The organism is Acinetobacter pullicarnis, from assembly GCF_006352475.1.
Lineage (GTDB): Bacteria > Pseudomonadota > Gammaproteobacteria > Pseudomonadales > Moraxellaceae > Acinetobacter > Acinetobacter pullicarnis.
This window is the reverse complement of sequence record NZ_VCMZ01000001.1, coordinates 3,025,529-3,045,042: the sequence shown is the minus strand read 5'-3', so window position 1 is coordinate 3,045,042 and position 19,514 is coordinate 3,025,529. Positions and strand designations below refer to the sequence as shown.

Annotated in this window: 19 protein-coding genes; 9 read left to right on the top strand and 10 right to left on the bottom strand. The window is 41.6% G+C overall.

The features are described from left to right. Positions 1-227: 227 nt before the first annotated feature. Together FD716_RS13515 and FD716_RS13510 are read right to left on the bottom strand one after the other, a co-directional pair. On the bottom strand, positions 228-1,586 hold the full coding sequence (locus tag FD716_RS13515) for an amidase (RefSeq protein WP_139852823.1): 1,359 nt from the start codon (positions 1,584-1,586) through the stop codon (positions 228-230). Further along, positions 1,586-2,878, bottom strand: a complete 1,293-nt coding sequence (locus FD716_RS13510) for an MFS transporter (protein ID WP_139852822.1) — start codon at positions 2,876-2,878, stop codon at positions 1,586-1,588. Before FD716_RS13510 ends, FD716_RS13515 begins: the two co-directional genes overlap by 1 nt. A 108-nt stretch (positions 2,879-2,986) precedes the next feature. On the opposite strand from FD716_RS13510, the gene FD716_RS13505 reads away from it, so the two are divergent. After that, the gene (locus FD716_RS13505) at positions 2,987-3,943 is read left to right on the top strand and encodes an Lrp/AsnC family transcriptional regulator (protein ID WP_171477046.1); all 957 of its coding nucleotides are present in this window, start codon (positions 2,987-2,989) and stop codon (positions 3,941-3,943) included. Between the two features lie 140 nt (positions 3,944-4,083). On the opposite strand, the gene FD716_RS13500 is transcribed toward FD716_RS13505, so the two are convergent. From FD716_RS13500 to FD716_RS13490, 3 genes are all read right to left on the bottom strand, one after another. After that, a complete protein-coding gene (locus FD716_RS13500; protein WP_139852820.1) occupies positions 4,084-4,488 on the bottom strand; it encodes a RidA family protein in 405 nt (134 codons plus the stop codon). Between the two features lie 190 nt (positions 4,489-4,678). Next, positions 4,679-4,888: a cold-shock protein gene (locus FD716_RS13495; RefSeq protein ID WP_139852819.1), complete on the bottom strand. Its 210-nt coding sequence runs from the start codon at positions 4,886-4,888 to the stop codon at positions 4,679-4,681. Between the two features lie 392 nt (positions 4,889-5,280). After that, positions 5,281-6,696, bottom strand: a complete 1,416-nt coding sequence (locus FD716_RS13490) for an MFS transporter (RefSeq protein ID WP_139852818.1) — start codon at positions 6,694-6,696, stop codon at positions 5,281-5,283. Positions 6,697-6,891: 195 nt separating this feature from the next. Here FD716_RS13490 and FD716_RS13485 point away from each other — a divergent pair, with 195 nt between their 5' ends. Then, positions 6,892-7,791, top strand: a complete 900-nt coding sequence (locus FD716_RS13485) for a LysR family transcriptional regulator (protein ID WP_228714952.1) — start codon at positions 6,892-6,894, stop codon at positions 7,789-7,791. Between the two features lie 359 nt (positions 7,792-8,150). On the opposite strand, the gene FD716_RS13480 is transcribed toward FD716_RS13485, so the two are convergent. Next, entirely contained in the window at positions 8,151-9,023 is an 873-nt protein-coding gene (locus tag FD716_RS13480) for a lysophospholipid acyltransferase family protein (protein WP_139852817.1), read from the bottom strand. A 516-nt stretch (positions 9,024-9,539) separates the two neighbouring features. Here FD716_RS13480 and FD716_RS13475 point away from each other — a divergent pair. From FD716_RS13475 to sbmA, 3 genes are all read left to right on the top strand, one after another. Continuing rightward, complete coding sequence (locus FD716_RS13475) at positions 9,540-9,734, top strand: heavy-metal-associated domain-containing protein (RefSeq protein ID WP_139852816.1); 195 nt, start codon at positions 9,540-9,542, stop codon at positions 9,732-9,734. Between the two features lie 143 nt (positions 9,735-9,877). Then, entirely contained in the window at positions 9,878-10,681 is an 804-nt protein-coding gene (locus tag FD716_RS13470; protein WP_139852815.1) for a fatty acid desaturase, read from the top strand. Positions 10,682-11,003: 322 nt separating this feature from the next. Beyond that, positions 11,004-12,200, top strand: a complete 1,197-nt coding sequence (sbmA, locus tag FD716_RS13465; protein WP_139852814.1) for a peptide antibiotic transporter SbmA — start codon at positions 11,004-11,006, stop codon at positions 12,198-12,200. A gap of 167 nt (positions 12,201-12,367) precedes the next feature. On the opposite strand, the gene FD716_RS13460 is transcribed toward sbmA, so the two are convergent. Then, positions 12,368-13,267, bottom strand: a complete 900-nt coding sequence (locus FD716_RS13460) for an alpha/beta hydrolase family protein (protein WP_139852813.1) — start codon at positions 13,265-13,267, stop codon at positions 12,368-12,370. Positions 13,268-13,355: 88 nt separating this feature from the next. Next, complete coding sequence (locus FD716_RS13455; protein ID WP_139852812.1) at positions 13,356-14,156, bottom strand: crotonase/enoyl-CoA hydratase family protein; 801 nt, start codon at positions 14,154-14,156, stop codon at positions 13,356-13,358. A 242-nt stretch (positions 14,157-14,398) separates the two neighbouring features. Here FD716_RS13455 and pnuC point away from each other — a divergent pair, with 242 nt between their 5' ends. The 3 genes from pnuC to FD716_RS13440 all read left to right on the top strand — a co-directional run bounded on the left by pnuC (position 14,399) and on the right by FD716_RS13440 (position 16,033). Then, positions 14,399-14,977 carry a nicotinamide riboside transporter PnuC gene (pnuC, locus tag FD716_RS13450; RefSeq protein ID WP_139852811.1) on the top strand — a complete coding sequence of 193 codons (579 nt, stop codon included), beginning with the start codon at positions 14,399-14,401 and terminating at the stop codon, positions 14,975-14,977. A 92-nt stretch (positions 14,978-15,069) separates the two neighbouring features. Further along, entirely contained in the window at positions 15,070-15,405 is a 336-nt protein-coding gene (locus FD716_RS19325) for a hypothetical protein (protein WP_323808191.1), read from the top strand. Between the two features lie 127 nt (positions 15,406-15,532). After that, a complete protein-coding gene (locus FD716_RS13440) occupies positions 15,533-16,033 on the top strand; it encodes a DUF2505 family protein (protein WP_139852810.1) in 501 nt (166 codons plus the stop codon). A 209-nt stretch (positions 16,034-16,242) separates the two neighbouring features. Here FD716_RS13440 and FD716_RS13435 read toward each other — a convergent pair whose 3' ends face one another. Both FD716_RS13435 and FD716_RS13430 read right to left on the bottom strand, forming a co-directional pair. Continuing rightward, positions 16,243-16,821 carry a DedA family protein gene (locus tag FD716_RS13435; RefSeq protein WP_139852809.1) on the bottom strand — a complete coding sequence of 193 codons (579 nt, stop codon included), beginning with the start codon at positions 16,819-16,821 and terminating at the stop codon, positions 16,243-16,245. 114 nt (positions 16,822-16,935) lie between these two features. Then, the gene (locus FD716_RS13430) at positions 16,936-18,225 is read right to left on the bottom strand and encodes an MFS transporter (RefSeq protein ID WP_139852808.1); all 1,290 of its coding nucleotides are present in this window, start codon (positions 18,223-18,225) and stop codon (positions 16,936-16,938) included. A gap of 373 nt (positions 18,226-18,598) precedes the next feature. On the opposite strand from FD716_RS13430, the gene FD716_RS13425 reads away from it, so the two are divergent. Continuing rightward, entirely contained in the window at positions 18,599-19,423 is an 825-nt protein-coding gene (locus FD716_RS13425) for a Cof-type HAD-IIB family hydrolase (RefSeq protein WP_139852807.1), read from the top strand. The last annotated feature ends 91 nt before the right edge of the window (positions 19,424-19,514 follow it).

Genomic DNA, 19,514 nt, shown 5'->3' with positions numbered 1-19,514 from the left:
GGTGACTTAATTGAATCAAGAGCAGCAGCTTAACCCAGATAGGTCGATTGTAAAATGAGTTTTGAGCGTTAAACCTAGTTTTTTATTTTTATATTTCAGCATTTATTTTTATCATAATTTAAATAAAAAAAGTGGCCAATTGGGAGATTGGCCACAAAGGTTGAGCGAGTGAGGGCTTTGATTTAGCGATCAAGCCCATCGTATAACGTTAAGTCAGTCCTCTTTGATTAGATCACCAGCGCAGTATTGAGTTCGGCAGTGCTTGCTTCAATATTTAAACGTTGGATCAGCTGTTGGGCTTGGGACAATAACTGCTGATCTTGAGCAAAGGCATTGACCAGTTGAACCCCGATCGGCAGTTGATCTTTGCTAAAACCAATCGGAAAGCTGCAAGCGGGAGCATCTAAGTAGTTAAACGGACGAGTGTAATCGCCAACATGCACATAGTTCGTATCGAGCTCATCTAGATCGGTGGCGAACAAGGGGCTGGCGGGTAATAACAAACAGAGGTTGTCGCCTAAACTGTCTTTAAAAATTTGTTGATAATGTGTGCGTTGCTGCAAAGCAGTTTGATATTCGTCTGCTGAAATCAACTTGCCTTTGCAGACACGCTCACGGACCACTTGCCACATTGGCGTCGCAGGATTTTCAGCAGCATCCCCATGATAGCGATAAGACTCATAGGCAATGATTGTTGAGGTAAAGGCTGATAATTCCGTAAAATCAAGTTCTTGTGGTCGTATCCATGGCTTTAAAACAACACCTTGTAAGCTCAAGTCCTCAAGCAGTTTTTGCCAAAGCAGCATAATTTCTGGTGCTAAGGGTGCAGGGAAATCCAAATGATCCAAATAATAGATTGGTGCCATGGCTTCGCTCATGCTGGCAAGTGACTGGTTGCTGAGCAGCAAATACAGCTGAACCAAGTCATTAAAATGCAATGACATCGGTCCTAGCGTATCTAGACTTTTGGCCAAAGGCACCGTACCGGAACCATCGATGCGAAACTGTGATGGTTTAAAACCAAAAATACCGTTAAAGGCAGCAGGTGCCCGAATTGATCCGCCAGTGTCTCCACCAATCGCCAACGGGCTAAGGCCCGCGGCAATTGCGACTGCACAACCCGAAGACGATCCCCCTGGTGCGACCACTTGTGTCGCCCACGGATTATGCGGTGTGCCTTGTTGTGGATTTTGCCCTGAGAGACCAAAAGCCAGTTCTGTCATTTTGGCTTTGGCTAAAATCACAAAACCAAGTTGTTTCAGCTGTTGTACTAAGCTGGCATCTGTATCTGCTTTTTCAGAGAGATAGATCGTACCAGCCTGTGAAACGTGCCCAGCAACATCAATGCTGTCTTTTAAAATAATCGGTGTGCCATGAAAAATACTACAGGCCTTTCCTTGCGCGGTTAAGTCATCTAAATGCTGTGCTTGCGCGAGCGCCTGTTCAGCAAAAAGATCAGAAATACAATTTAACTCAGCTAAGCTTTCGATCCGATTAATAAAAAATTGGGTGACAGCGACAGATGAGGTTGAGCCATTTGCGATGTGCTGAGCCATGTCTAATGCAGACATATTTAAAAAGTTCATTAAATATCTTCCAATTTTTTTCCGGCAGTTTCGGGCATTTTGATAAAGGTGATCAGTGTGATTAAAGCACCGACTAAAATGATGAAGTAAAAATAGTCTTGTTTTCCAATGCTTTGTAACCAAGTCAACATATAAGGTGTGGTTCCACCCAAGAGGGCAACGACTAAGTTGTAGGGTGCACCAATACCAACAGCACGTACTTCTGTTGGAAATTGTTCTGACATTACTGCCGGCCCAATTGAGGTATATAAGGCATAGAGCAATAGACCAAACATCTCTGCCAATAAAATTGAGCTAAATGAGCCATCCATCCATTTAATCACGGGATAGAAGAAGAGTAAGTAGCCAACAGCAAAGACGATCAGTTGTGGTTTACGACCAATTTTATCGGAGAGCATGCCGAACAAAGGTTGGCAAAGCATAAACAACACCATGCTAATGGTATTTGCAGCAAAGGCCGTTTTAGGGTCAGCACCCAGTGTATTAATGGCGTAGGTCGGTACGTAGATTACAAATACATAGAAAGCAAAGGTGGTAAGAATCGAGATGCCAACGATGCGACGTGTTTCACGTGGGTAGTTCTTTAACAGTTTGAAAATTGGGTTTTTAACTTTTGGTTTGTGTTCAGTCAGTTCACTGTCCGGCACTGATTTACGAATCCAGAGTCCAACCAAACCACCGACTGCACCAATGATGAATGGAATTCTCCAGCCATATTCGCTCATTTCGATTTTGCTTAAGCTAGAGGTTAAGATCCAGGCCAAGCCTGATGCCGCCAAGATCCCAATCGCAGAACTAAAGAAGATGAAGCTTGAATATAAACCACGACGATGATCCGGTGCCATTTCAGAGAGATAGGTTGCAGCAGAGGCAAACTCGCCTCCCAAAGAAAGCCCTTGGAGTAAACGCGCAAGCACTAAAATAATGGGGGCCACAATGCCAATCGTAGAATAAGTCGGTGATAAACCAATCATTAAGGAACCAACAGCCATCATAATGATGGTGACTGATAAGGCCGCTTTACGCCCATAACGATCTGAGAAAATACCGATGACAATGCCACCCAATGGACGCATAAAGAAACCCACTGCAAAAATTGCAAAGGTCGCTAACAAGGCCGCTGTTGGGTTGTCAGAAGGGAAAAATTGTTTAGAAAAATATAAGGCGAAGGTTGCATAGATGGTCCAGTCGAACCACTCTACGGCATTTCCTATGCTGCCCGCGATAATCACTTTACGCTGTGAGACAGTTTCTGGTTTAGATGCAGATTCATCTCTGTTAAACTCATCCATAAGTTATTCCCATATTCATAATTCATATTGTGGACAGAAAATATATTATTTATTTGGTTTGTAGACCCAATATGAGATTATATTTAATTTATAGACGTGTCAATGATGATGAATGAGATAAAACATATCGACGAGGTTGATAAGGCATGTGTAACGGCCTTAATGGCCAATCCACGCGGTTCTTGGCGTGACTTGAGCTTGAGTACCGGTATTCCTGAAAAGAAATTATCGAGAAGGGTCAACAAGTTATTTGAAGAACACTATATTCGTACCGTGGCTGAATTGAATCCTTTGGTGGTCAATCGTGGCATTACGGTGCATGTCTGGATCGGGGTGTTGTTTGGCAAAGAAAAAGCGGTTGCTCAGTTTTTTTCTGCTTTGCCTGAGGTTCGGGTGTTGTTTATCACCACGGGGATGGCAGATATATTTTTAGAAATTGGTTTAGAAAAACAGTCTGATCTTGCTGTTTGGATGCATGACTTTGTTAACAACAGCTCAGATATTAAAACGGTTGAAACCCAAGTGGTGTTGAAGCCGTTTACTTGGGCGAGTCGTGTCAGAAAAGCAGATGATCTTCTGTCAACGCATTATCCTGATCGGCACTTAAGCAGTGATGAACTAAAGCTTATTCACCTTTTGTCTTTTGATGCACGCTTGTCGATTAAGCAATTGGCAGAACAGATGCAAATGAGTGAGCATCGGAGCCAAAAAATGCTCAACGATTTACTCAATGAAGATGCATTTTCAATTCGACTTGATTTTGAGCCGAGTATTTTGGGTTTGAGTGTTGAAGCGATTCTGTTGATAAAAATTCAACCACAGCATGCGCAAACCATCGCACAAAGCTTAGTCAGTCTAACGAATACTCGATGTTTATTTGGAATTAGTGGCGAATCACAGTTTTTCTGGCATGTCCTTTGTGAAGACTTAGCAGACTTGTGGCGTTTAACCACGGAAGAGTTGGGTAAACTTGAAGGTATTGTTTCATGTAATAGTAATATGGTGATTGGTGCCTATAAGCGTGCTGGCTTCATGCGTAAGGGAATGAAAATACAGATGGATTAGCAGTTGCTAATCTTGGTATTAGGGACAATATTGATTGATTTAAAAACAGGCAGCATCATTGGAATGATCTGCTGCCTGTGTAAATTGAGTCTGTAACTTTCAACACAACTCAATTGAATTATGCCAGTACATCTGCTTGCTTAGCTCAAAACAGCTTGAGCTTCAATTTCAATGAGCCATTCTGGTAAAGACAGCCCAGTTACAATAATCCAAGAGGATGCAGGGGGGTGTTGACCAAATTTTTCTAATAAAACTTCAGAAATTTCAGCTTGTTCAGCAGGACTGTCACAGCCTTGTTTGATATAAATCCGGAGTACTGTAACGTGATTGAGACCGGCTCCGGCAGCATGCAGTACTTTTTCAATATTCTCTACAGCTTTACGAGTTTGTGCTTTGATACCGCCCGTAACAGTTGTTTCATCGACGTCGACACCCACTTGACCAGATAAAAATAACTGGCGAGTGCCTCGCGTTTCAACCGCTTGACTAAACCCATATTGCAGCGAGTTAAATACAGTCGGTGGATTAATACGTTGGTGTGTCATGTTCGGCCGCTCTGAATCGAAACAAAGACCATAACATACAGCCCAATAAATCTAAATATTATGTTGTGAATTGAAGAGCTTAGCTAAAGATGGGGATTTGAGGAGGGAAGTAAAGAGAGGAGATCTGAATGGGTAAAACTCAAAAACAAAAAAAGCACTATAGCGTGCTTTTTTTGTTATTTGCTACTGATTATTCAGCAACAATGTTTACAGCGTTCGGGCCTTTTTGACCTTGAGCGATGCTGAAAGTAACCTGTTGGCCTTCAGCTAAAGTTTTGAAACCTGAACCAGTGATTTCGCTGAAGTGAGCAAAAACGTCTGGACCTGATTCTGGTTGAATAAAACCGAAACCTTTAGCTTCGTTAAACCACTTTACAGTACCTTTCATTGTATTAGACATAATATATCCTATTGAATTTGAAGATCTTAGCCACTTTTTGGGTGACTGGTTTATAACTTTGAAAAAATAATGCAACTTAAATCTGAAAAAACGAAGGATTATGACTAAAACTGCGATACTTAAAGAAAATTGACCAAAACAAGATTTTTCCTAGTTTGCGATTATACTACATGAAAAAATTCAACTTGCAAGCGTTTTTATTTTCTTTTTTACTTTTGGCTGTGATGCCCCGTTAAATGCTAACAATTAAGCAATTTTCTCAAAATAAAAAGCATCTAGCTGATGAATGTTAATCAATGAACACAAATATTGGCATTTTAAGCTGATTGGCATAAATCCAGCTGCTGTGATGACTGCTTTTTAGCACGATCTGTATTTTTGATGAAAAACAATTAGATCGAACTCGTTTGTTGGCTTGGGGGATCAGATTTCAGTTTTAGACTGATCAATAAGGAAATCCCCATCAATAGTGCGGTAATTGAAAAACACCAACTAAAACCGTGGATGACCGATGCTGTAGATGATTCGCTGAAGCTTGCGAGGTTTTGTCTTCCTGTGCTGTAGGCGAAAATGCTACTCATCAGCACCGTTCCATTGATCAGGCCAATGTTACGGCTCAAATTGAGTAGACCAGTCATCAGACCTTTACGTTTAGGTTCAAGCATGAGGATCAGTGCGGTATTATTTGCGGTTTGAAACAGCGCATAGCCGATGGTGACGAATACCATGAGCAATATATAGCTCCATAGCGTGAGTTGTTGCGCCAATAGGACAAATAGACTGAATCCAAGCGCACTACAACTTAAAGCAAAGGTACGGATGGTTTTTACCCCAAAATGATCGACCCAACGTGCAGCAGGAACGCCCAAGCTTGCAGCCAGTAGCGGCCCCACCGACATCACCAAACCCATTTTGGCAGGGGGGAACTGCAAAACTAAGCTTAGATAAAATGGGCCAATAATCAAAGTTGCCATCATCGCTGTTGCCATCAGGCTATTGATCAAGAGACCGGCTGAAACCGATCCTCGGCTCAACAAGTTCAATGGAATCATCGGTTGCAGACTGCGACGTTGCATACGATAAAAGCCATAACCACAGAGCGCACTACAAATAAGAAAAATGATATTCAATGGTCGATCTAAGCTGAAACCTAGGCCATAAGTAATCAAACTTAAGCTAAGCAGTAGCATCGCGAGCCAGTCCACTGTTTTTTTAGGGGGAACGACTTTGGGGCTTGCTGGTGAAGTGGTTGAATGAGGAAGACGAAAAATCAAGATCAGTGCAGCAATACCGATCGGAATATTTATCCAAAAAATTGCAGGCCATCCTGCAAATCCAATCAAAGCACCACCTAGCGTTGGTCCGAGTGCAGTTCCGACCGCGGATAGACTCCCGATCCAGCCCATGGCTTGGGCTGAATTGGGATCTGCTTGATAGCTGATGAACAGCAACATGGCCGAACTCAGCATCATCGCTGCGGCAATTCCTTGTAATGCACGGTAAAAAATCAGCCAGCCGATACTAGGTGCAAGGGCACAGCAGAGGGCACTCAACATAAACAGGACAATGCCACCCATCAGTATTTGACGACGATCATGCTGATCCAGATATTGACCGATGATCACACTGCTACTCATCATGCTGATTAAATACACCACAATGACCCATTGCACCCCATTTAAGCTTTGCTGAAAACTGGATACCAGCGTGGGAATTGAAATATTAACAATGCTGGTACTGAGTGATGCAAGTAAGATAGGAATGGAAAAGGTAATGAGTCCGGTACGGAAATGCTGCTGATTTGGCATGGTAGTTGAGTATTTAATGGGCAGAATCAGCAGTTTAAAAGCAAAAAGTTGTGCGTTGAAGGCGCGTTAGCTGCAAATCCGCTATGCAGCAAACGCTTGAATGAACCAGTGATCGCTGTGAAATAATCAAGGTGCTTATCTATTTTTATTATTGCCAGACACGAATCACTCAAAATTAGGTTGAGAAGCAAGCGCATGTCCATTGATAAACTTGATTATAATTCGTTAAGAACCTTGCAGGCTTTATTGATTGAACAGAATATTACCCAAGCTGCAAAGCGTTTAAATTTAAGTCCATCGGCAATGAGCCGTGCATTGGGGCGCTTAAGGCTCAGTATGCAAGATCCTTTGTTGATCCGGGCTGGCCAAAAAATGTGTTTAACACCAAGAGCCATTGCTTTGCAGCACGAGATTTTTCCGTTGATTGAGCAGATTGAGAAAATTTTAAGTCCAGTTTCTGCGACCCAGATTGAAAGCTTAGCGCGTTGTTTTACTTTGCGCTGTAGTGAGGGATTTGTAGAAAATTTTGGCCCAAGGCTGATTCGTTATCTTGCTGTACATGCACCTTATTTTGAACTACGTTTTGTGATGAAGCACAATAAAAACAACCAAGGGCTCAGAGAGGGAAGCATTGATTTAGAAACCACGGTTGTTGGTCAGTCCACAGGCTTAGATATGCGCAGTCGTATCTTGTTTCAGGATCGTTTTATTGGTGTGGCGCGGATGGGTCATTCTATAAGTCAGGCTACGCCGAGTATCGAATCTTATATTGCCGCACAACATGTTCTGGTTGTGCGCGATTTTAATAAAATTCATCCCATTGATAGCTATTTAAAAAAAATGCAATTAACTCGCCAAAGTCAGATATCTGTTGCGAGTTTCACGGCTGCTTTGGCTTTGGTGAGGCACACCGATTTAATTGCGACTGTACCTGAACGGTATACAGATCAATTGTGTAGCGACTTATATCGTTTTGAATTGCCTTTTGATTTACAACCGATTCCGCTCTCTTTACTTTGGCATCCACGTTTTGACGCAGATCAGGCACATGCGTGGCTCAGGCAAGTAATTTTGGCACTTTGTAATACAAATTAATGGTGGTGAAAAAAACTACATTGTTGTGTTCCATTATATAGAAAAAACTCATGTTGAAGCGCTAGGTATAACGGCATTCTCACAATTTAATTCAGTTTAAAACACTATTACATAGGTATGTTGTTTTGCTTGACTGAAAACACTAAATTGTGGGTAAGCTTATGAAATAATTGAATATATTTCTTTGTTTTTTAAAAAACTGTGCTATATTTCACAGCGTTGCAAGGCTTTTAGTTTCTATTTAAATATATGACCATCATTTAAATCATGGTTTCAGATCTAAGTACTCAATATTCGCTGGTATTTTTCGGCAAAGCCCCTGATTGAGGGGCTTTATTTTTGTTTATAAGTTTATAAGTTTATTTGTTGTCATTGTAGATATTGTCTTGTTCTGCCACATTTCTAAATCGCTTATACGACCAAATATATTGTTCTGGCGCAATGCTGATCATTTTTTCAATTTCCTGATTTAAACAGTCCACTGATTGTTGCACATCTTTTGAGCGAATCTCATCCGGGAGGCGATGACAATGTACATCAAACTCGGTTAAGTTCGCACGTCGGATACAGCTGAGACCTACCACATTACATTGCGTTTTTGCAGCCAATTTAGAAACCAGCGTACTCGACAACGCATTTTGTCCAAAAAAATCAGAATAAACTCCACCGGAGAGTTTGGGGAGGTGATCGGGTAAAATAACGGTTAAGCCACCTTGTTTAAGGGTTTTGAAAATCGCCCGAATGCCACTTTCATCTGTTGGAACTAAAGTGGCTTTAAACTTTTGTCGTGCCTCTAATAGATAGCGGTTGATCCCTTTGATTTTATTTGGTTTATACATAATCACAGGCTCGCTGTAGACGCTTAACCATGAGTTTAGTAATTCCCAACAGCCATAATGCAAAACCACCACGATGACGCCTTTTTTATTTGCTAATGCTTCCGTAAAGTGTTGTTCACCATGAATTTTAGCCAATAAACTTAAATTATATTCAGCGGGCATTCCCCAAATTTTTACAAATTCAACATAAGTCCTACATTGGCTTTTTAGGCTATTTTTAATTAAACGCTGCTGTGCTTGTGGAGCTAATGTTGGATAAGCAAGCTTAATATTAATCTGTGTAATACGTTTCATCGATGAATTGTATTGATACAAGATGATCGCAATCCAACCTGCAAATAACTGCAATAGGCTGAGCGGGAGGAATGCGATAAATTTAAAAATGAAATACATGAATGGGCTACTTAATTGAACCGAAGTTCAAATTTGAATAAAATTCTAGAAAATATCAGAGAATATTTCTAGCTTATCCGCATCGTTGAACAGTAAAACGGTATGCAAAAAAATCAAAGCGACGAAAGTCACCGCCGTCAGATGCGTGATCAATAGAGAACACGAAATCGTGGATAAAAAACCAGTAATTGATCTTACAAAATTGCTTTTGGCGTGAAGTAGAATATTGAAATACAGGAAAAAATCTAGTCAGTCACGCTTGCCCAACGGCAACAAGATGAGGCAGGTGATGATATAACATAGAATTAATGTTGGCGCTATTTAAATGCACGATGTCGGCCGATTAAGTTGTAGATCGTGCTGTGTTTAAGTTGATCTAGATTGAGGGACTCAGGCTATTCATAAAATAATCAATAAATTTTATGATTCAGGGCTTGACCTTACGATCATGGCAAGCTTTAGAGTTTAACTGTTGAGATTGTTTTATTCTTTTTAATGTCCCGTTTGGAGTCCAATATGAAATTTACTGTTCCTAATATGACCTGTGGTGGTTGTGCACGTGGTGTAACTGCTTCAATTAAAGCCGTTGATGCAGATGCTGTGGTCGATATTAATGTCGCAACAAAAATGGTTGAAGTACAGAGTACCCAATCCTTTGAGGATATTGCTGCAGCACTGACTGAAGATGGTTTTCCACCACAAGCCGTGTAAATAAAATCGCTAAAATCGAGCAATAGCCTGAAGCATCAAGCTATTGCTCCGTCAGCGCAGACCTTGCGTTGAAAACAGGTACTTGATTTCAAAAGTTAAATTGGCTATGTTTCATGCAGTATTTTGTCAATTAAGAATTAAAAATGCACAAAACAAATGACTTACTTCAAGCTGTTGAATGGAAAGATTTACTGAAGCTTACGCAGAAAGACATTATTTCAGAACTTTTTATCTCGCTACCGTGGTTACTTTTTGCCTTTGGCTTTGCTTATTTTGCACAACAATATCACTTGCTTTATTTGCCTGCTTTGGGCTGTTCTTTTATGTTCTTCCTAACCGGTCTGCGACAGGTTCATAACGCATTTCATTTTGCACTCGGTATCACCCGTCCACAAACCCATTGGGTCATGTTTGGGCTTAGTGTATTGATGCTTGGTTCAATGCATGCTGTGCAGATTAATCATTTACGTCATCATCAATATTGCATGCAAGATGAAGATGTTGAAGCGAAGAGTGCGAGAATGCGTTGGTGGCAAGCACTATTATTTGGCCCAATATTCCCATTGATGCTACATAAAAAAGCCTTGCAAGTGGGGAATCAGACACAGCGTAAATGGATTTATGCAGAGCTGTTGGCCAATGTACTGGTATTGCTACTGGCCTTTGTGGTTTTTGATCATATTATTTTGAAATTTCATGTGCTTGCAATGCTTATCGGGCAATGCATGACTGCTTTTTTTGCAGTTTGGACAGTACATCATGATACCGAAGATCATATTTATATGGCGCGTACGGTCAGGCATGAGCTGAAACGTGTGGTCACCTACAACATGTTTTTTCATGTCGAACATCATTTGTTTCCAGCCGTACCGACTCGGCATTTACATGTATTAGCGAAACGTCTAGATGCTTATGCACCTGGGGTCGAGATACGGCAGGTGTTCTAAATATAAAAATACCTACATTCAATTGCTTGACGGATTTCTAAGCAATAGGTAAAACTGCATGTCTATTTCGGCATTTTAATTGCACACTGCCAGACCTTGTCACAGATCTCGCCTCAAGTGATTTAAAGCAATAAATTTGTTCAGTTTTAGGTTTTAAACAAGCATTAAGTTTTTAAAAACTGCATCTTTTCCATGCAGATTAAAGTGGATTCATTCAAGAATATTTAAGCTTTAGGCAAATGATCACTCCAGACGCTTTACCGCAGATTGAGCCGCATCTCTACCCAGCGCTATAAAACAGTATTTAGGACAATTTTATTCGATGTTTAAATCTTTTTTTCCAAACCCCAAGTGGTTTTTTTTATCTGTTATTTTGTGGTTTCTGATCAATATTGGGCTGTGGTACAGCGGTGGTAAAGAATGGGGGACGCTCATTGGTTTTCCTACTGATTATAGTCAAATAGAGCATTCTCTAGGGGTCAGTCGGTTTTGGGACTTAAAGTATATCTGGTTCTATTTATGGTATTGGCTCTCTATTGCGATCTTTGCTTTATTTTGGAAAATTAAAGTCAATCATCCTTGGCAGGCTTGGTCGATTTGGGGCTCTGCTTTTATTATTTTCAATGTCTGGCTTGGCGTGCAAATGAGTGTAACCATTAATGCCTGGTATAGCCCATTTTTTGATTTGATTCAAAAAATGATGAATGATGGGGTCGGTGGAGATGTTAATTTACTCTATCAAGGGACATTAACTTTTTTATATATCGCGATGGTTGCGGTCACCATTGCTGTATTGAATCTATTCTTTGTTAGTCATTATATTTTCCGCTGGCGTACCGCAATGAACGATTATTATATTGCAAACTGGGCGATTCTACGCCAAGTCGAAGGGGCATCACAGCGGGTCCAAGAAGATACCATGCGTTTTGCCACCAGTTTAGAAACGCTTGGGGTCAGTTTTATTAAAGCCATTCTGACTTTAATCGCATTCCTGCCTGTCTTGGTGCAATTATCAGCACATGTACCTGCTTTGCCGATTATTGGTGAGCTGAAATACTCTTTGGTGTGGGCCTCAATTGGCTGGGCATTATTTGGGACATTTGTCTTGATGGTGGTCGGTATTAAATTACCGGGCTTGGAGTTTAATAACCAAAAGGTTGAAGCAGCATTACGTAAAGAGTTGGTTTATGGTGAGGATCATGATCATCGTGCTGAACCGAAAAAGGTGAAGGACTTGTTTGGCAATGTCCGTAAAAATTACTTCCGACTGTATTTTCACTATGCCTATTTCAACGTGGTGAGTATTTGGTATATCCAATTGGATATTTTATTTAGTTTGGTGGTGCTATTCCCTGCGATTGCTGCGGGATTAATCACGTTGGGGTTATTGCAACAGATTAGCCATGTCTTTGAAAAAGTCCGTGAATCCTTCCAATATTTGGTCAGTTCATGGAAAAGCATTATTGAAATGCTCTCGATTTATAAACGTTTAAAAGAGTTTGAGTCGATTTTAAAGTAAGCCGCATCACCCTCATGCTAGTCTTCTCCCTCAGCGGGAGAAGGTGTTTTTAGACAGAATCGATCAATCAAAAATGGCAGTATTTTCCTTAACTGACTAGCATTAGGTGGAGCGAGGACGTTTGCAGGGTTATTCTCGTCAGTGCTGATCAGCACAAAAATATCCTCTTAGGCTTTGCATAATAAATCCATTTCTTTGACCAACATTGCCCAAATGGGTACGGCATCTTTTTTAAAATAGCCCATATGACCAATCTGTGGCATCGCCAATTGTTTGGCTTCTAGGTTGATAAAATGCATGGGGGCTTGTCGATAATATTGCATAAAGGCATAGCGTGAGTTGGGCAAGGCCCAATCGTCATCGAGCGCGGCATAGGCATAGATTGGGGTTTTAACTTCAGCAAACTGAACTTGCAAGGCTTGACCAATTTGAGGGTCTGCAAAGAAGTAAGTTGGGTTTTTACACCAACGTCGCCATTCGTGATATACCCCTTTGGGCAGATCAGCGCCCATCTTCAGTTTGCTCCAAGGCAGATAACCGCTTAGGGCAACCAGCGGTGGAAAGATCACATTCCAAATAATTTTCACTTTAAATTGTTCTTTGGCCGGCATATAACCTGCCCAGCCTGCACCCGTACCAAAGCAGAACATGGCTCGAACCTGTGCATGATTGCTGCAGAGTCCCAGTGCTTGGCCTCCGTAGGAGTGCCCCACCATAAACAATGGCAATTTAGATTCGGCTTTTAAATAAGCAATGGCGCCAGAAAGATCGTATCTGCCCCAGTCGAGGTAAGACATTTGAAAACCTTTGAGCTGTGGTGGGGCGGAAGCGGCGACACCACGATAATCAAAGGTCAGGACTTGATAGCCAAATAGGGTCATGTATTCCGCAAAGCGACGATAAAATGCTTGGGGTACGCCCGTCGCACAGGCCACGACAATCTTGGCTTTGGCGGCAGTTTCGGGGGAATAGCAGGTTCCAGATAATAGATAACCATCACTGGCAGGGAACTGTACAAGGTCTGAGGCACAGGCTACGTTGCGCATGTTGCTTGGATTTTGTGACATAGGCTTAGACTTCATGGGGCAGTGATTAAGTGAAACCAATTAAGGTGATAGCTAAGATAACTAAGATCGCTAAACTGCAAATTCTGAGCTATTGACCGCTAAATTTGGGCTTACGTCGTTCCAGCATGGCAAAGGCACCTTCTTTGGCATCAGCTGAATTTAACAGCGGTGTAAGTTGGTTTTGAAGTTGAGCAAATGCCATTTCTGGGCTGTTTAAAAATGCGCATTGTGCTGATTGTAAAGTGGCTTGGACTGCGAGTGGGGCTGCACTGGCAATGCTTTGTGCAAGTTCCAGCGCACGTTGTAACGGTGATATCTCATCATGCACAACTTCAGTAATCAGATTCATATCATAGGCTGTGGCACTATCAAAAAAATCACCGGTGAGTAAATAGCGCATGGCTTTGACCCAACCAGCCGCTTGCACAAAACGTGCTGTTGCACCACCAAAAGGCATAATGCCGCGTTGCACTTCGATCTGTGCAAACTGACTCTCTGCATGTGCAATTACAATATCTGAATTGAGCATCAACTCAATGCCTGCGGTATAGCAATAGCCTTGGATCGCGGTAATCAGTGGTTTACTGCGTTGACGACCGACAGTTCCCCACGGATTGACCAAATCATCGGTGAAATTAAATACGCCATCTGCAAGTTTCGGTTGTAACTCGATTAGGTCCAGACCGGCAGTAAAATGTTCACCATGTGCGAACAGCACGGCACAGCGCAATGCGGGATTTTCATCGTATTCCGTCAATGCCCACGACAGGTCATGAATCATATGGCTATCGAAAGCATTGCGTTTATGTGGGCGATCCAAGCCAATTAAAAAAACAGATCCACGTATTTCCCGACTGACTTTGCCTTGTTGTTGCTTGACGGTATTCATTATGATTATTTTCCGAAATGAAAATTGTCTACTGTTGTAGCGGTTTCCGCCTCACTACGTCAACCGCAACCCGTGAACCAAGGTTCATAGACATTGCTGAATTGAGCATAGAAGGATGCGGTTAGCCATATTGCTTGTGTAATTTGTAAAAAGTGGATATTTCTTAACGATGATTTTGATTTTAACTTGCATTCAGATGGCTTTTTTTCATAATAGGATTTTTAAAAATTGAACTGAGTCTTATGTCCCCACTTGAAGTGTTTGCGGTTGTGGTCAGTGTACTGGGTGTTTCGTTGACCATTTTACGCAGTATGTGGTGTTGGGTTGTCAATCTGCTTGCTGTGGTGCTGTACGCTTGGCTGTTTTATGAAGTGAAGCTTTATGGGGAAACTATCCTGCAAATCTTCTTTATGGGGATGAACGTCTATGGTTTCGCATATTGGCTGAAAGGAAAACAACAAGATCAGCAAATTCGGGTTGAAATGATTCCGATGCAACTTGCTTTCAAGCAAATGGGCTTGGCGGCGATTGGGGGCTTAATCTTTGGCTTAATTTTATATTTCTTTACCGATGCCGCTGTGCCAATTTTGGATGCGCAACTGGCTGCTTTTAGTTTGCTGGGCACCTATTGGACCAGTCAGAAATATATCGCAACATGGATGCTGTGGGTGGTGGTCGATATTATTTATGTGGGAATGTTTGCTTATAAAGACTTGTATTTAACTGCCGGACTTTATGCCGCCTTTGTTGGACTCGCCGCTTTTGGTTGGTGGCAATGGTTACAGATCCGTGCCAAACAACAGTCTCCTTCTTCGCTATAAGCGTTGATTTTGGCCGATGTTCGGAATGATCCGCGGCCTACTGGATTGAGATTTTAAGGTTCAGCACTTAGGGCATGCTTGAGGGATTGACCATGATTATTGATTTACGCGAACAGCAATTGTTGAAGTTTGAGCAGATCGCGCAGAAAATCATGGCGCAGCCTGAGACTTATTTAAACTTTGATTCAGTCGCAGATTTTTATCAAGCCACGTGGTTAGATGATTTTCCCAAAGGGACGACTTTTTATGCCTCGGGTTTAGATGATGGCGCTGAACAGTTTTATGCACGGATTGAATTACGTGTTTATCGTCATGATGGTGCCTTGGGAAATCCACATCATGCACGACAGGGCTGTTATTTAAATATTACACATAACCATAAAACAGAGATTCAATTTGGCTTCATTTTTGCTTTAACAGCGCAGTAGAGCCAATGACGAACAGCGGTATTTTGCATTTAATGGCAATGGACCTCGGTGCAGGGGATAACAATAGCTGAAATCTGCACCGTTTAAATATTGGATAGAATTAAAAGCGTTAGCGAAAGGATCAACCATGGCACATCGCTTTACCGTCAATGCCACCTTACACGGCATTTCATTACATGATTTTAAACGATTGGCTGCAAAAACAGACTTACATGAAGCTGTCTGCAAACGTATCCCTGGTGAGAAACTAGAGATTTTTGAATCTAAAATAGAAGGCGAGATTTATACCTTAAGACGTGCATACAATTTAGACGTCAATATTCCCGAGATTGCAAAAAAATTATTAAAAGATGCTTTTCGATTAAAGCGTACCGATATCACCAATTTGCAGCAGATGACTTCGCAAGTCGAGCTTGGTGGCAATCTGCCACTAAGTGCCAATTGTGCACGTACCGTGACGGGCAATGCAGATCAGATTGAAATTCATTTGGAATGGGAGGTCAATGTCAAAGTTCCTTTGATTGGTGGCATGTTAGAACGTCATGCTGAAGGTGAAATTCGTAAGTTTAGTGATATTGAATTAGAAATTGTAGAAGATGAGTTGAAGAAAAACCTAAGTATTCAATAATCGATTCAGCATTAAAAAACGCAGCGAAAGGGTTAATGCCAGTTAGTTAAGCTTTTTTAATGATTCAAATGCCCCTCATCCCAGCCTTCTCCCAACGGGAGAAGGAGCTTTCAGAGATAATTGATTAATCTAAAATGGCAGTATTTGTCTTAACTGACTGGTATTACAGCGCAAGGGCTGCGTTTTTTAATGCTGAATGGGTTTAGCTTTTATGTTTTCTGCCGTGCTCGGATATGCTGAATCAACATATAGGCGAGTCGAACTACAAGCAAGGTCGCAACAGCTGCTACCGTCACGTAAAAGGCCTCATGATAGGGCAGTAAGTTGCGCCAAATACGATGTAACCAATGGCTGATTTGGATGCCAACACTAACCACCACAAAAGCCCAGAGAAAACAGGCTAATAAGTTGACTGCGATAAATTTGAGTCGTGGGAAATGTCGAATTCCGACACTCATTGGTAAAATGGTGCGGAGTCCCCAAGCGAAACGCATAAAGAGAATCGTTAAATAGGGATAACGGTCTATAAAAATACTGGCTTGTTCAAATTTCTGTTTGAGCTTGGGTTTATTGTCGATAAAAGCACGACCGTATTTGGCACCAATTTGATAATAGCTTTGATCACCAATAAATCCACCCATTGCTGCCACTAAAACCAATAACCAAAAGTTTAAAATATGCTGTTGTACCGCATAGGCACCCAAGACCAGTACGGTTTCGCCTTCAAATATTGTGCCGATAAAGACAGCAATATAGCCATATTGTTGTAAGAGAGATGCCCAATCCATTTTAATCCTTATTACTTAAGTTATTATAAATATAGAAAGTGAATTATATTCGCACAGTTGAATGATTTTATAAAAGGTTTTGCCCAACATAATTTGGTTGGGCATTTGTACGACTTAGCTGGTTTTTTCAAATTTTTGTCGATATAACCAGGCGGTAATCATCGCAACCACACAGACCAACAGAATATAATACATTCCACCAATTGGACTATATAGACTGAGCCATTGCACGATAGGCAGCGTTAAACCACCTGCAATGGCATAAGACAGATTATAGGAAAATGAAATACCTGAAAAACGAATCGGTGCAGGGAACATTTTCACCAAGCCATAGGCCACCATACCGACAGTGCCTGAGCTCAGTCCTAACAGCATATATAATATAAATAAGGTGGATTGACTGACTTGTCCGAGATTAAGATAAAATAGCAGTGAACTTAAGGCGACAAATATGGCACCCAACAATAAGGTTTTGGTTGCGCCAAAACGGTCTGCACAGAGGCCTGCAATAACACAGCCAAGCATCTGCATGACAATCGCCATACTTTGCATTTTAAAGGCATCTGCACGGGCTATGCCAAAATTAGCAAGTAAATTGGGGGTCGCCAAGATAATCACCACCACACAGGCGGTTAAAAACCAAGTCAATAACATGCCAATACCCACAGCAGTTTTATGCTGAGCAAGCACTTGTAATACTGGAAGTGATTTGGCCAATTGTTGCTTGGCCTGCATGGCTTGAAAGACTGGGGTTTCTTTTAAATAGCGTCGGAGATACAACGCCACCAATCCAAAAACACCGCCAACAATAAAGGCAATACGCCACGCCCATGCTTTCACTTCGAGTTCAGTAAATTGCATTGCAATCCACAGCGACATCAGTGCGCCAAGTAAAATCCCAAGCGACAGGCCCGCGGTGAGTAAGCCGTTGGCAAAGCCAACCCGTTGCGGTGGCACATGTTCTGAAACAAAAGTCCATGCTGCTGGAATTTCACCCCCAATGGCAATACCTTGCAGAATACGCATCAGTAACAGCAATAAGGGGGCGGCATAGCCGATATGCGCGAAATTGGGCAATAAACCAATGGCCAATGTCGGCAAGGCCATCAGTAAAATGGAGAGGGTAAATAGGCGCTTACGGCCAAGTAAGTCACCAAAATGGGCCATCACTACGCCACCAAGTGGCCTAAAGAAATAGCCCGCTGCGAAAATTGCATAGGTGTTAAGCATCGCCCAAAATGGACTTAAGCTGCTTGGAAAGAATTGCTCGGCAATGATTTTGGCGAAAAATACATAAATGACAAAGTCATAGAACTCGAGTGCACCGCCCAGTGAGGAAAGCGCGAGGGTTCGACGATCTTGTCGGGTAAGTGTGGTTGCATCCTGCGGTGTTATCTGTGTCATGGTCGGTTATTTTTTTGTCATCATGATTCGATATTACGCGAATATTAAAATAAAAGTAACACTTTAAAAATATTGAATTTCAAGCGAGCCATGCTTTTTAAAAATGTAATTTAACTTGCTAGGCAGGGCGGCAATGACAGTGCTAAGCTAAGTCCGTATGATTTTTTGTTTTAAATATCATTTTATTGCGTTTAAAGCAGTTGCCTAAGCTGATCTGAGCGCTGACTAAAAGCTGAAACGCTCAGGCATTTTCAGGTTGAAGCCAGTATGACTGTATTGCAATTTTGATTATGGATACGAGTCGTGATGCCAAAGCTAGGCCTAGGTATTCTTTGATCATCCCCTCTATTTTTTAGCCGTGTATGGAGTCATCATGTCCGTTAAATTAATTGCCGTCGATATGGATAGCACCTTTTTAAAAACTGATAAAACTTATAATAAACCACGGTTTTTAAAACAATATGCAGAGCTGAAAAAACGTGGAATTCATTTCGTCGCCGCCAGCGGTAATCCGTTATATACCTTGAAGCAGTATTTCCCCGAAATTGGAAATGAAATTGCGTATGTGGCAGAGAATGGGGTCTATGTGATGGATGGTGATACTGAAATTAACTATTCAGCCTTTCAGCCGGAATTCCTCAAGCAGATCATTGCCGATTTACATCCTGATTTTGCTGAATGTATGCTGCTGTGTGCCAAACACTGTGGCTATATGGGGCCTGAAATACCTGAACAGAGCCTTGCCAAGTTAAATATTTATTTTAAAAAATTACAACAGGTCGCAGATTTACAATCGATTGATGAACCGATTTGCAAAGTGACTTTAAATACTTATCCAAGCGATGAACCAGCAGCCTTGGCATTGTTAAAAACCAAGTCTTATGTGATTGAACAACAGGTGAATATCGTTTCGAGTGGTTTTGGATTTATCGATCTGATTTTGCCAAATAAACACAAAGCCTTTGGCCTTAGTTTTTTGCAGAAAAAATGGGGCATTACCGATGCTGAGATGCTGACCATTGGGGATAACTACAATGACTTACAGATGGTGCAACAGGCTGGGTATGGTTTTGCCATGGCCAACGCCGTGCCGGCATTGAAACAGGTTGCGAAATATCAGACCAAAAGTAATGACGAGGAAGGTGTGCTGGATGTGATTGATTGGGTGCTTGCAGGCAAACAAGATTGGTCGTTATAAGCTGTGAGTCTCAAGTCACAGCTAATCCTTTAAACCCAGATTTAAATCCCAAGTGCGACCGATGTTCGATTATTCCGGTAAACGGCGCTGT

What these genes read in the sequence shown, in the direction of transcription:
- FD716_RS13515 (WP_139852823.1), bottom strand. Translation starts at nt 1,586, where the DNA reads ATGAACTTTTTAAATATGTCTGCATTAGACATGGCTCAGCACATCGCA.
- FD716_RS13510 (WP_139852822.1), bottom strand. Translation starts at nt 2,878, where the DNA reads ATGGATGAGTTTAACAGAGATGAATCTGCATCTAAACCAGAAACTGTC.
- FD716_RS13505 (WP_171477046.1), top strand. Translation starts at nt 2,987, where the DNA reads ATGAATGAGATAAAACATATCGACGAGGTTGATAAGGCATGTGTAACG.
- FD716_RS13500 (WP_139852820.1), bottom strand. Translation starts at nt 4,488, where the DNA reads ATGACACACCAACGTATTAATCCACCGACTGTATTTAACTCGCTGCAA.
- FD716_RS13495 (WP_139852819.1), bottom strand. Translation starts at nt 4,888, where the DNA reads ATGTCTAATACAATGAAAGGTACTGTAAAGTGGTTTAACGAAGCTAAA.
- FD716_RS13490 (WP_139852818.1), bottom strand. Translation starts at nt 6,696, where the DNA reads ATGCCAAATCAGCAGCATTTCCGTACCGGACTCATTACCTTTTCCATT.
- FD716_RS13485 (WP_228714952.1), top strand. Translation starts at nt 6,892, where the DNA reads ATGTCCATTGATAAACTTGATTATAATTCGTTAAGAACCTTGCAGGCT.
- FD716_RS13480 (WP_139852817.1), bottom strand. Translation starts at nt 9,023, where the DNA reads ATGTATTTCATTTTTAAATTTATCGCATTCCTCCCGCTCAGCCTATTG.
- FD716_RS13475 (WP_139852816.1), top strand. Translation starts at nt 9,540, where the DNA reads ATGAAATTTACTGTTCCTAATATGACCTGTGGTGGTTGTGCACGTGGT.
- FD716_RS13470 (WP_139852815.1), top strand. Translation starts at nt 9,878, where the DNA reads ATGCACAAAACAAATGACTTACTTCAAGCTGTTGAATGGAAAGATTTA.
- sbmA (WP_139852814.1), top strand. Translation starts at nt 11,004, where the DNA reads ATGTTTAAATCTTTTTTTCCAAACCCCAAGTGGTTTTTTTTATCTGTT.
- FD716_RS13460 (WP_139852813.1), bottom strand. Translation starts at nt 13,267, where the DNA reads ATGTCACAAAATCCAAGCAACATGCGCAACGTAGCCTGTGCCTCAGAC.
- FD716_RS13455 (WP_139852812.1), bottom strand. Translation starts at nt 14,156, where the DNA reads ATGAATACCGTCAAGCAACAACAAGGCAAAGTCAGTCGGGAAATACGT.
- pnuC (WP_139852811.1), top strand. Translation starts at nt 14,399, where the DNA reads ATGTCCCCACTTGAAGTGTTTGCGGTTGTGGTCAGTGTACTGGGTGTT.
- FD716_RS19325 (WP_323808191.1), top strand. Translation starts at nt 15,070, where the DNA reads ATGATTATTGATTTACGCGAACAGCAATTGTTGAAGTTTGAGCAGATC.
- FD716_RS13440 (WP_139852810.1), top strand. Translation starts at nt 15,533, where the DNA reads ATGGCACATCGCTTTACCGTCAATGCCACCTTACACGGCATTTCATTA.
- FD716_RS13435 (WP_139852809.1), bottom strand. Translation starts at nt 16,821, where the DNA reads ATGGATTGGGCATCTCTCTTACAACAATATGGCTATATTGCTGTCTTT.
- FD716_RS13430 (WP_139852808.1), bottom strand. Translation starts at nt 18,225, where the DNA reads ATGACACAGATAACACCGCAGGATGCAACCACACTTACCCGACAAGAT.
- FD716_RS13425 (WP_139852807.1), top strand. Translation starts at nt 18,599, where the DNA reads ATGTCCGTTAAATTAATTGCCGTCGATATGGATAGCACCTTTTTAAAA.